We start from the raw sequence: 11,932 nt of genomic DNA on the forward strand, positions 1-11,932 counted from the left end.
TCGTTTGGCCAGCACGTGCATACCATCGGCCGCGCAATGGAAAAATCGACTCATAAACCGGAAAATCCTGGCCGGGAAGCTACAAGACACCACCGCAACCGCTCCAATTCATAACCGTCACTCCCAGATAACACCATGAGCGCTTTCAATGAAGAAACCGTGTTGTCCGTCCATCACTGGACTGATCGCCTGTTTACCTTTACCACCACACGCGACGCCTCACTGCGCTTTAGCAACGGTCACTTCACCATGATCGGGTTAAGGGTCAACGACAAGCCTTTGCTGCGCGCCTACAGCATCGTGAGCCCCAATCATGAAGAGCATCTCGAATTTCTCAGCATCAAGGTTGCGGAAGGTCCCCTGACGTCGCGGCTGCAGCACATCAAGGTCGGCGACAAAATCATCGTTGGACGCAAGCCAACCGGCACACTGGTAATTGATTACCTGCTGCCGGGTAAACGGCTTTACCTGCTCTCGACCGGCACGGGCCTGGCGCCATTCATGAGCATCATCCGGGACCCGGAGACTTACGAACGGTTTGAACAGATCGTGCTGGTCCATGGCGTGCGCCAGGCAGACGAGCTGGCCTATCACGACCTGGTTGTGGACCACTTGCCCCAACATGAGTTTCTCGGTGAGCTGATCTCCAGGCAGTTGCTGTACTACCCTACCGTTACGCGGGAGGCGTACCGCAACATGGGCCGCGTCACTGACCTGATCGAAAGCGGGAAGATGTTGACCGACCTGCAGTTACCGGCACTGGATCCGGCGCATGACCGTGTGATGATCTGCGGCAGCCCCGCGATGCTCAAGGACCTCAAGCACATGCTCGAAGGCAAGGGCTTCATCGAGGGCAATACATCCAAGCCGGGAGATTTTGTGATCGAACGCGCCTTTGCCGAACAGTAAGGATGGCCTGGCGTTTGCTTTCAGCTCATTGCATTGCCGTGGGAAATTGCTCCTCACACCTTCTCGCCTGATCACGCACAAACCGCGACTGGATACTTCTACATGACAGCGAAGACGGCCAAAACCATCAAGCCGCGCACTGCCACAACCAAACGCACGGTCGCCAAGCGACCCGGCGTACGGGAGCAAGCCGCGCAGACCACGCGCGACAACATTCTGCGTGCAGCCACCCGCGTCTTCGCGCGCTATGGGTATGACGGCGGCAGCATAGAGAAAATATCCAGGTCGGCGAAGTCATTCGATCGCATGATTTACTACTACTTCGGCAGCAAGGAAGGCTTGTTTATCGAAGTGCTGGAAGACATGTACCGCCGCATGAATGATGCCGAGCTCGAGTTGTCACTGGACATCGACCACCCGGTGGAGTCCCTGACGGACGTGATTTGCTTTGTGGTGTCCTACTACAGCAAAAATCCGGAATTCATTACGCTGCTCAATACGGAAAACCTGCACCGCGGCAAGCACATTGCCAAATCCCAGCGCGCCCGGGATTACTCGTCTCCCGCCATCGCTATCATCCGGCAATTGCTGGAAAGCGGTGTGCGCAAGAAAATTTTCCGGGCAGATATCTCCGCCCGCAATGTCTACCTGCTGATTGCCGCCACAGGCTACTTCTACATTTCGAACCGCCACACGCTGTCAGCCTTCCTCGGCGAAGATCTGCAGACGCCCGAGGCACTGGCGCATTGGCAGTCCTTCATCATCAGCACCGTGCTGCGCACTGTCATGTTGAATCCTTGATCTCAACCCCACGCATTTGAAAGGCCACCCATGGCAGAAGCTGCATCAAGCGGAAAATCAGGAAAGGTTGTCATCAGGAACATCGGCCTGCTGCTCTCCGGAGACATCGACCAGCCTATCCTGGAGGCGGACACCATCGTTGTGAACGACGGCCTCATCGTAGCTATCGGAAAGGCCAAGGACTGTGACATGGCGCATGCGCAGACCGTGATTGACGCGCACCAGACTTGCGTGGCACCTGGTTTGATCGACAGCCATGTACATCCGGTTTTTGGCGACTGGACACCACGCCAGAACCAGATCGGCTGGATTGACTCCACCATGCACGGCGGCGTCACCACCATGATTTCCGCCGGCGAGGTTCACTTGCCAGGGCGTCCCAAGGATATCGTGGGCCTCAAGGCGCTGGCCATAACCGCGCAACGGGCGTTCGACAACTTCCGCCCGGGCGGCGTCAAGGTACTGGCCGGTGCACCCATCATCGAAAAAGGCATGATTGAACAGGATTTCAAGGACCTTGCCGATGCCGGCGTAACCTTGCTCGGCGAAGTGGGCCTGGGTTCAGTCAAGGCGGGCTACGAAGCCAAGGAGATGGTGGGTTGGGCAAGGAAATACGGCATCCAGAGCACCATTCACACCGGCGGCCCTTCCATTCCCGGTTCAGGCCTGATTGACAAAGACGTGGTGCTGGAAGCCGACGCCGATGTCATCGGCCATATCAACGGCGGTCACACGGCACTGTCGGAACAACATGTTTGCGAGCTCTGTGAGAAATCATCGCGCGCGATTGAAATTGTCCATAACGGCAATGAAAAAGTCGCAATTGCAGCCGCGCAGGCGGCACTACAGCTCAAGTGCCCGCACCGCGTCATCCTTGGCACCGACGGACCGGCCGGGTCCGGCGTCCAGCCGCTGGGTGTGCTGCGCCTTATCGCTCTCCTTTCCAGCTTGGGCAATATCCCGGCGGAACTGGTTTTTTGCTTTGCCACGGGTAACACCGCGCGCATCCGTAAACTCAATTGCGGTTTGATAGAAACAGGCCGTGATGCTGATCTGGTCTTCATGGACAAAGCCCAGCACTCCGCGGGACTCAACCTGCTGGACAGCGTGCAACGCGGGGATATTCCCGGCGTTGGCATGGTGATGATTGATGGGTTGATCCGCTGCGGCCGCAGCCGCAACACCCCGCCAGCTACGCAGATTCCCAGCATTGTTCCGGCTTGATCCACAGGCGCTTGCTTCCCATTAGCCTCATCCCGACACACGACGGCATCGAGCTAAAAATTAGCTGGCCTGATCCCAGGCGGGTCGACCGGATTTCAACAAATATTCGACTCGAAACAAAAAAGCCGGTTAGCGTTAGCTAACCGGCTATCTGTTGGTTTTATTGGTCGGTGTGAAAGGATTCGAACCTTCGACCCCTTGCACCCCATGCAAGTGCGCTACCAGGCTGCGCCACACACCGACAAGCCTTTTATTATAGCGTGCCGAAAATGCTTCTCAGTGCCCGGCGCTGAGGAGATCACGAATTTCAAACAACTCGCGCCGTACCAATTGCAGTCGTTGCTGGGCCGCGCTGCCGCTGGGCAAATCCGCACCCTCCGGCTCGCTGTCTTCAAAGTCCGAGTGATCACTGGAATCCTCGAAATCCTCCAGCAGGGACTCACCGCCTTCCAGCACTTCTACGCCGTCAAGCATGACTTCACCATTACGGCGCTTGTCGCGTTCGGTTTGGACAATTTCCTGAAGCTTGTTGCGTGCGCCGCTGATGGTGAAGCCCTGGTCATAGAGCAAATCACGGATCCGGCGGATCATCAGCACCTCATGGTGCTGGTAGTAGCGGCGGTTGCCACGCCTTTTCATCGGGCGTAGCTGCGTGAACTCTTGCTCCCAATAACGGAGCACGTGAGGTTTGACGCCGCACAAATCACTGACTTCACCGATGGTGAAATAGCGTTTCGCGGGAATGGGTGGGAGCGTTTTCTCCAATTAAATCAATGCGCTAAGGAGGAAACCTCTAAATCTACTCTAAGTCGAAACTTAGCGCAAAGAGTTGCGCCGGTTTTTTGGCATGTGTTGTTCCGTCACACAGGTGACATTTAATTACAAACACCTACCCGGATACGTAAACCCGGCGGACGAAGCCACCAGGTTTAGTACTTATTCGGCAACAGTTTCGCCCTGGATCTGGTCTTTGAGCTTGTGGCTGGCATGAAATGTCACCACCCTGCGAGCCTCGATGGGAATGGCTTCTCCGGTGCGGGGGTTGCGGCCGGGGCGAGGTGCTTTGGTGCGAATCTGGAAATTGCCAAATCCGGAAATTTTCACGTCATTTCCGTCAACGAGGCTGTCCGAGATCAAGTCGAAAAACGCGTCAATCATGTCCTTTGATTCGCGCTTGTTGAGCCCGATCTGTTCAAACAGCAACTCGGCCAGATGCGCCTTTGTCAGCGCCGGGGTTTCCAGGCTTTCTACAGAAAAATCCATGCAACGGTACTCCTGGCGACTTTTATTGTGAGCGGTATTCGTGAAAGGTCAGGCCCGCAAGCGGGCACCCAGCTGACCTTGCAGATTGTCGAGCACCGACTGAACGGCCGCCTCAATCTCCTCGTCTGTCAGTGTAGCGGCGCCGCTCGAAAGCACCAAGCGCACCGCCAGGCTTTTTTCGCCGAGCTGCATGTTCGCGCTTGCCTGCTGCGGCCTATAGACGTCAAACAGCGTCGCCCCCTTGAGCAAGCCTCTCGTATTGGCGCCATGGATGGCCGACATCAGCGCGGCATGGCTGACGCCCTCCGCCACGATGACGGCGATATCGCGCTCTACCGGCTGTAGCTTGCTGACCGGCTTGAACTCGGGCACCGACCGTTGCAGCACGGCATCCAGTTCCAGCTCAAACAGGAGCGGCGCCTGGGCCAGGTCGTAGCCCTGGCGCCACTGCGGGTGCAGTTCGCCCACAAAGCCGATCAACTTGCCGCCTACAGACACGCTCGCGCAGCGGCCGGGGTGCATGGCGGGGTGCGCCGCAGGCGCAAAGACAGCCTGAAGCGGCGCGAGCAAAGCTTCCACGTCGCCCTTGATGTCGAAAAAATCCACACCCTTGTCAGGCTGGCTCCAGTTCAGTGCCGCCCGCGGGCCATAGGCCAAGCCAGCCACACGCATGGGCTGGTTAAAGCCGGCCACAGTGGTATCGGTGTTCTGGACATCTGCGTCACGCAGGAAAATGCGGCCCAGTTCAAACACGTTCACGCGGGGCGCCTTGCGGTCCAGGTTGAACTTGAGCACCTGCAGGAGCGACCCCACCAGCGAAGAGCGCATCACGCTCATCTGGCTGGCGATCGGGTTGAGCAGCTTGATGGGACTGGCGTTGCCAGCAAGCTCGTGCTCCCAACGCTCCTCCACAAAGCTGAAGTTGATGGTTTCCTGGTAGCCCAGCGAGGCCAGCGCGCGGCGCACGGCGAAGGGGCTGCGCTCTGCCTCGGCGCGCAACCTGGCCGTGATGGGAGCCAGCGGCGGCGTTTCGGGCAGCTGGTTGTAGCCCACCATGCGCACCACTTCCTCAATCAGGTCTTCTTCGATTTGCAGGTCAAAGCGGTAGCTGGGCGGCGTCACCGTCAGCGTGCCCTCACCTTGCGTCACAGCCAGGCCGAGGCGCTGGAGCGCATCGAGGCATTGAACCTGTGTGAGCGGCATGCCGATCACCTTGGCCGCGCGCGCAACGCGCAAGGTGACTGGCGACGCCTTGGGCACATTGACCTGCTGGTCGTCCATCGGGCCGCACGCCGTATCGGCGGTGCCGCAGATATCAATGATCAGCTGAGTGATGCGCTCAATGTGCTCCACCGTCTGGCCAGGATCTACACCGCGTTCAAAGCGATGGCCCGCGTCGGTCGAGAAGTTATAGCGGCGCGAGCGGCCGGCAATGGCTTTCGGCCACCAGAAGGCGGCTTCGACGTAGACGTGTTTCGTGTCGTCAGACACCGAGGTCGCATCGCCGCCCATGATGCCGGCGAGCGACTCGACCTGCGCGTTGTCGGCAATCACGCCGACCTTTTCGTCAACCGTCACGGTATTGCCGTTAAGCAGCTTGAGCGTCTCGCCGGGCTTGCCCCAGCGGACATCGAGCCCGCCATGGATTTTTTCGAGGTCAAAGATGTGCGAGGGACGGCCCAGCTCGAACATCACGTAGTTGGAGATGTCCACCAGCGCCGTCACACTACGCTGGCCGCAGCGCGCCAGGCGATCGACCATCCATTGGGGTGTGATGGCTTTTGTATTGACGTTGCGCACCACGCGGCCGGAAAAGCGTCCGCACAAATCGGGCGCACTGATCTTGATCGGCAGCTTCGTGGCGTCAGTAGCGGTCACTGCGGGAATGACTGGCGTCTTCAGCGGTGCGCCCGTGAGCGCAGCAACTTCGCGCGCAACACCGTAGACGCTCAGGCAATGCGCCAGGTTGGGCGTGAGCTTGAGCGTGAACAAGGTGTCGTCAAGCTTCAGATGCTCACGAATGTCCTGGCCCAGCGGCGCATCGGCCGCCAGTTCGAGCAGGCCGCCGTGATCTTCAGAGAGCTTGAGTTCACGCGCGGAGCAGAGCATGCCCTGGCTTTCGACACCGCGCAGCTTGCCGACCTTGATCAGGAAGGGCTTGCCGTCTTCACCAGGCGGTAGCTCGGCGCCGACAAGGGCACACGGCACTTTGATGCCAACGCGGGCGTTGGGCGCACCGCAAACGATATTGAGCAGGCTGCCCTGCCCCACGTCGACCTGACAGATGCGCAGGCGATCCGCATCCGGATGCTGGACGGCTTCCTTGATTTCGCCAACGACGATCTTGGTGAAGGGCGGCGCCACCGGTTTGAGTTCTTCGACCTCCAGGCCGGCCATGGTGAGCGTGTCGGCGAGCTGCTGGGTCGTCAAAGGCGGGTTGCAGAATTCGCGCAACCAGGATTCTGGGAATTGCATGGTCTAACCTTGTTTTTTTGTTCTTGTTATTTCAGGACTGAAACTGGGAGAGGAAGCGAATGTCGCCGTCGAAGAAGAGACGCAGGTCGTTGACGCCGTAGCGCAGCATGGTCAGGCGGTCAGGTCCCATGCCGAAGGCAAAGCCGATGTATTTCTCGGGGTCCAGCCCCATGTTGCGCACCACGTTCGGGTGCACCTGGCCAGAGCCGGCCACTTCCAGCCAGCGGCCGGCGAGTGGGCCAGTCTGGAACTGGATGTCGATTTCAGCACTGGGTTCGGTGAAAGGGAAAAAGCTGGGGCGGAAGCGCAGCACCAGGTCGTCGCTTTCAAAGAAGGTGCGGCAAAAATCGGTAAAAACAAACTTGAGATCCTTGAAGCTCACGTTCTCGCCTATCCACAGGCCTTCGCACTGATGGAACATGGGCGAGTGGGTCGCGTCGCTATCCACGCGGTAGGTGCGGCCCGGCGCGATGACGCGGATCTCGGGCATGCGGCCACCGGCATCGATCAGGGCGCGGTGCTTTTTGACGTGCTGCACCGCGTAGCGGATCTGCATGGGGCTGGTGTGGGTGCGCAGCAAATTGGGCGCAGCCTCGGTGCCGCCCTCGACATAAAACGTGTCATGCATCGAACGCGCCGGATGGTCCTCCGGCGTGTTGAGCGCGGTGAAATTGAACCAGTCCGTCTCGATTTCAGGGCCTTGGGCCACATCGAAACCCATCGAGCCAAAAATACCTTCAATGCGCTCCAGCGTCAGCGACACCGGATGCAATCCGCCCTGCGTGTGCTGACGGCCGGGCAGGCTCACGTCGAGCGCTTCCGCCTTGAGCTGCTTTTGCAGTTCGGCGTCGGCCAGCGCCTGCCGGCGCTCGGTCAACGCGGTTTCAATCGCCTGCTTGGCGAGGTTGATAGCGGCGCCACGGGACTTCTTCTCTTCGACGCTGAGCGCTGCCATGCCTTTCATCAACTCCGTGACGCGGCCGGTTTTTCCCAGGAACTGCGCCTTGGCGTTTTCCAGGTCGGCGGGCGTGTTCGCCTGCGTAAAACTGGCCTGGGCGCTGCTAACCAATTCTTGGAGGGCATCGGGTTGAGTCATACGTTCTCTTGTTCGAAATACAAAACAGCGAAGGCGCTTTCAGCAGCACTTTTGTTCCGTGAGTACTGCAGTAAGGGCCATGAAAAAGGGCCAGAGCCTTTTCAAGCCCCAGCCCTTTATTTTCGTGCGCAAGCAGCTATTGATTTAATAGCACCAACACTGCCCGGCTTGAAAATCAGGCAGCCAGCTTGGCTTTCACCTGTTCAACGATGGCGCCGAAAGCAGCGCTGTCATGAATGGCCATATCGGACAGAACCTTGCGGTCGATCTCGATGCCGGCTTTCTTCAGGCCGTTAGCAAACTGGCTGTAGGTCAAGCCGAAGGAACGGCTTGCCGCATTGATACGGGCGATCCACAACTGGCGGAACACGCGCTTCTTGGTACGGCGGTCACGGTAGGCATATTGCCCAGCCTTCATTACCGCTTCTTTGGCGATACGGAAGACATTGCCGCGGCGGCCGCGGAAACCTTTTGCAAGGGCTAAAACTTTTTTGTGGCGGGCGCGAGCCGTTACACCACGTTTGACGCGAGGCATGTGTGTACTCCTTGTTCGTCGTTAATTAAATGCCCTGGCCTGGGAGCATCTGTGCCATGTGACCCATATTGGTCTCATGGACAGTCACTGCACCGCGCAGATGGCGTTTGTTTTTGGTGGTCTTCTTGGTCAGGATGTGACGTTTGAAGGCTTGGCCGCGCTTGACGGTACCACCCGGACGAACGCGGAAACGCTTTTTAGCGCCGCTCTTGGTCTTCATTTTGGGCATGTGAATGCTCCTTTTCATTTGTGCTCGTGAGGCGCTGCGAACCTTCCGCAGACTTGATGGCCCCGAGACACTTGTTAAGCGGGAAATCTTTCGACTTCCCGCTGATCGCAAAAGGTTTGACCCTTCTGCTTTTGGAAAGCTGGCTTGCACCTGCTTTCACAGGAACGCCGCAAAGCGCCCCTTATCTTTATCCACTGTCCGCCAGCCTCAGGCTGCGGACTGTGCCGGAGTGGTCTCGGCTGCCGGCTTGGCAGCACCCGGTTTTTTACGGCCCGGCGCGATCATCATGACCATCTGCCTGCCTTCAAGCTTGGGGAACTGCTCCACCACAATCAAATCGGCCAACTCATCACGAATACGCGCCAGCAGGGCCAAGCCCAGTTCCTGGTGCGTGATTTCGCGACCACGAAAACGCAAAGTAATCTTGCATTTGTCGCCTTCTTCCAAGAAGCGCTTGATGTTGCGCAACTTGATGTTGTAGTCCCCATCGTCAGTGCCGGGCCGGAATTTGATTTCCTTGATCTCGATCACTTTTTGCTTGGACTTCGCTTCCGCCGCCTTCTTCTGCTCGGCGTACTTGAACTTGCCGTAATCCATCAACCGGCACACCGGTGGAACCGCTGTGGGGGAGATTTCGACGAGGTCCACATCGGCCTCACCCGCAAGGCGCAAAGCCTCGGTGATGCTGACAATGCCCAGCGGCTCATTGTCTGGCCCACTCAGACGTACTTCAGGGGCCATGATTTCACGGTTCAAGCGGTGCTTGCGTTCTTCACGGTGACGGCGGTCACGAAATTCAGTAGCGATGGTTCTATCCTTTAACTCTTGCTATAAAAGCTATAGCTGCTTGCGCCCGTCCTGTAAGGACGACAGGCCAAATTCATCAACAATTTTGTTAAAAATCAGGCTTTTTTCGCGATGTCGGAAGCGATCGTTTCAGCGAAGGCTTCGAGAGGCATCACTCCAAGGTCTTTGTTACCCCGGGCGCGCACTGCAACGGCACCTGCCGCTTTCTCCTTGTCGCCTACGACAAGGATATACGGCAGCTTTTTCATCGAGTGCTCCCGTATTTTATACGTAATTTTCTCGTTGCGCAGGTCCAGATTGACCCTAAGCCCTTGATTTTGCAGTGTTTTGGCAACTTCCCGGGCATATTCAGCCTGGGAATCGGTGATATTGAGCACCGAAACCTGCTCGGGAGCCAGCCAGGTCGGCAGCGCGCCGGCATGCTCTTCGATCAAAATCCCGATAAAACGCTCCAGGCTGCCCACAATCGCGCGATGCAGCATCACAGGCCGGTGACGGGCGCCGTCCTCACCCACATATTCGGCGTCCAGACGCTCCGGCATCGAAAAATCAACCTGCATGGTGCCGCACTGCCATTGGCGGCCAATTGCGTCTTTCAGCGTGTATTCGATCTTCGGGCCGTAAAAAGCGCCGTCGCCGGGGGCAATCTCAAACTCGCAACCGGACGCGCGCAGGCTTTCCATCAACGCGTTCTCTGCCTTGTCCCAGCTTTCGTCCGAGCCGATGCGGGCCTCCGGTCGCGTGGCGACCTTGTAGATGATGTTCTTGAAGCCGAAATCTGTGTACACCTTCTGCAGCAAGGTCGTGTAGTCCACACATTCCTTCAGGATCTGATCTTCGGTGCAGAAAATGTGGCCGTCGTCCTGCGTGAAGCCGCGCACGCGCATGATGCCGTGCAGCCCGCCCGAAGGCTCATTGCGGTGGCACTGGCCGAACTCGCCGTAGCGCAGCGGGAGGTCGCGGTAGCTTTTGATGCCCTGCTTGAAGATCAGGATGTGGCCGGGGCAGTTCATGGGCTTGAGCGCATATTCGCGCTTTTCGCTCTCGGTCGTGAACATGTTGTCGCGGTATTTGTCCCAATGGCCGGTTTTTTCCCACAGCGTCTTGTCGATGATCTGGGGACCCTTGACCTCCTGGTAGCCGTTGTCCTGGTAGACCTTGCGCATGTATTGCTCAACGCCCTGCCAGACTGTCCAGCCCTTGGGGTGCCAGAACACCAGGCCAGGGGCATGGTCATCAATGTGGAACAGGTCCAGTTCCTTGCCGAGCTTGCGGTGGTCGCGCTTTTCAGCTTCCTCGAGCATCGTCAAATACTGCTGCAGTTCATCCTTGGTGGCCCAGGCCGTGCCGTAAACGCGCTGGAGCATTTCATTGCGGTGATCGCCGCGCCAGTAGGCGCCGGCCACCTTCATGAGCTTGAAAAACTTCAGCTTGCCCGTGCTGGGCACGTGGGGGCCCCGGCAAAGATCTTCAAAAGCGCCTTCACGGTAGAGCGACACATCCTCATTGGCGGGAATGCTCGCAATGATTTCAGCCTTGTAATGCTCGCCTATGCTCTTGAAATGCGCCACGGCTTCATCGCGCGGCAGCACCCGGCGCGTCACTGGCTCATCCTTGGCCGCAAGTTCCGTCATGCGCTTTTCGATCGCCACCAGGTCTTCCGGCGTGAACGGGCGCTTGTAGGAAAAATCGTAGAAAAAACCGTTTTCAATCACCGGGCCTATGGTGACCTGCGCATCCGGGAACAGTTCCTTGACGGCGTAGGCCAGCAAGTGGGCTGTGGAATGGCGGATCATGTCCAGGCCGTCGGCATCCTTGGCTGTGATGATGGAAACCGAGCTGTCCTTGTCGATGAGGTAGCTGGTGTCGACCACCTTGCCGTCAACTTTGCCGCCCAGGGCCGCTTTGGCCAGGCCGGTACCGATTGATGCAGCGACTTCAGCCACCGTGATGGCCTGGGGGTATTCGCGCTTGGAAGCATCGGGGAGCGTGATTTGAATCATGGGAATAACTTTTATAAGCAGGCTGGAACCAGAAAAACAAAAAAGCGCGGAACCTGCCGCGCTTTGATGGGGGATATGGATTTAAGCTATGAAATCAGTAGCTAACAATCACCAAGGGGTGCGGACTAGCGCCCTGGATGACTCCAGAAAACGGACGAGGGCGTAGTTCGCGGTGTCATAACCCGAACGATCCTTCCTGTTTCCAGCTTGATTGATTGCATGCGGCTATTTTACGGCAGCTTGCAGATGGCTCGCCGGCCACCTATTTGCCTCTCGCCGCAAAGCCCTATTGCGGTGAGGCCGGCGGCAAAAATCCCAGGCCAAGGCAACGCGGACATTCGGTGATCACCGTTTGTTTTTCGACTTCAAAATGCTCATTGATGTTTTCGCTTTCAATGCGCAGTTCGCCGGTGCCATTGCAATCGGGACAGGGAACACGCTTGAAACCCACGGTTAATTCCGACACGGCAACCTCCTCCGGTTAATGAAGCACATCTTGTGTTTTGTGTAACAAACTGCACTCTACGCTAAAAACCGCCCGTAAAAAAGCCCGGACAGGCCCTAGGACCTGTCCGGGCTGAAAAGCTGCG

The 11,932-nt window shown here is 57.8% G+C and carries 12 protein-coding genes and 1 tRNA gene; 3 read left to right on the forward strand and 10 right to left on the reverse strand.

Annotated elements, in window-relative coordinates; all coding sequences use genetic code 11:
* The first annotated feature begins 135 nt into the window (after positions 1–135).
* The 3 genes from AC1D11_RS08385 to AC1D11_RS08395 all read left to right on the forward strand — a co-directional run bounded on the left by AC1D11_RS08385 (position 136) and on the right by AC1D11_RS08395 (position 2,934).
* Entirely contained in the window at positions 136–909 is a 774-nt protein-coding gene (locus AC1D11_RS08385) for a ferredoxin--NADP reductase (protein WP_477646447.1), read from the forward strand.
* Between the two features lie 102 nt (positions 910–1,011).
* Positions 1,012–1,710 carry a TetR family transcriptional regulator gene (locus AC1D11_RS08390; protein ID WP_477646446.1) on the forward strand — a complete coding sequence of 233 codons (699 nt, stop codon included), beginning with the start codon at positions 1,012–1,014 and terminating at the stop codon, positions 1,708–1,710.
* Between the two features lie 30 nt (positions 1,711–1,740).
* A complete protein-coding gene (locus AC1D11_RS08395) occupies positions 1,741–2,934 on the forward strand; it encodes an amidohydrolase family protein (RefSeq protein WP_477646445.1) in 1,194 nt (397 codons plus the stop codon).
* 164 nt (positions 2,935–3,098) lie between these two features.
* Here the strand turns inward: AC1D11_RS08395 and AC1D11_RS08400 are convergent.
* The 10 genes from AC1D11_RS08400 to AC1D11_RS08445 all read right to left on the reverse strand — a co-directional run bounded on the left by AC1D11_RS08400 (position 3,099) and on the right by AC1D11_RS08445 (position 11,808).
* Positions 3,099–3,175: transfer RNA gene (locus AC1D11_RS08400), tRNA-Pro, on the reverse strand.
* A gap of 35 nt (positions 3,176–3,210) precedes the next feature.
* Positions 3,211–3,699 (reverse strand): MerR family transcriptional regulator, encoded by a 489-nt coding sequence (locus AC1D11_RS08405; RefSeq protein WP_457280349.1) that lies wholly within the window; start codon positions 3,697–3,699, stop codon positions 3,211–3,213.
* Positions 3,700–3,870: 171 nt separating this feature from the next.
* Positions 3,871–4,197 (reverse strand): integration host factor subunit alpha, encoded by a 327-nt coding sequence (locus tag AC1D11_RS08410; RefSeq protein ID WP_457280348.1) that lies wholly within the window; start codon positions 4,195–4,197, stop codon positions 3,871–3,873.
* Positions 4,198–4,245: 48 nt separating this feature from the next.
* A complete protein-coding gene (pheT, locus tag AC1D11_RS08415; RefSeq protein WP_477646444.1) occupies positions 4,246–6,672 on the reverse strand; it encodes a phenylalanine--tRNA ligase subunit beta in 2,427 nt (808 codons plus the stop codon).
* A 31-nt stretch (positions 6,673–6,703) separates the two neighbouring features.
* Positions 6,704–7,768 carry a phenylalanine--tRNA ligase subunit alpha gene (pheS, locus tag AC1D11_RS08420; protein WP_477651063.1) on the reverse strand — a complete coding sequence of 355 codons (1,065 nt, stop codon included), beginning with the start codon at positions 7,766–7,768 and terminating at the stop codon, positions 6,704–6,706.
* A 175-nt stretch (positions 7,769–7,943) separates the two neighbouring features.
* Positions 7,944–8,303: a 50S ribosomal protein L20 gene (gene rplT / locus AC1D11_RS08425; protein ID WP_348046678.1), complete on the reverse strand. Its 360-nt coding sequence runs from the start codon at positions 8,301–8,303 to the stop codon at positions 7,944–7,946.
* Between the two features lie 25 nt (positions 8,304–8,328).
* A complete protein-coding gene (rpmI, locus tag AC1D11_RS08430; RefSeq protein ID WP_007870723.1) occupies positions 8,329–8,532 on the reverse strand; it encodes a 50S ribosomal protein L35 in 204 nt (67 codons plus the stop codon).
* Between the two features lie 207 nt (positions 8,533–8,739).
* A complete protein-coding gene (infC, locus tag AC1D11_RS08435) occupies positions 8,740–9,339 on the reverse strand; it encodes a translation initiation factor IF-3 (protein WP_477651094.1) in 600 nt (199 codons plus the stop codon).
* 95 nt (positions 9,340–9,434) lie between these two features.
* The gene (gene thrS, locus AC1D11_RS08440; RefSeq protein WP_477650538.1) at positions 9,435–11,342 is read right to left on the reverse strand and encodes a threonine--tRNA ligase; all 1,908 of its coding nucleotides are present in this window, start codon (positions 11,340–11,342) and stop codon (positions 9,435–9,437) included.
* A 286-nt stretch (positions 11,343–11,628) separates the two neighbouring features.
* On the reverse strand, positions 11,629–11,808 hold the full coding sequence (locus tag AC1D11_RS08445; RefSeq protein ID WP_431095808.1) for a hypothetical protein: 180 nt from the start codon (positions 11,806–11,808) through the stop codon (positions 11,629–11,631).
* Positions 11,809–11,932 lie beyond the last annotated feature (124 nt).

Source organism: Polaromonas sp. P1_E11 (assembly GCF_056405995.1).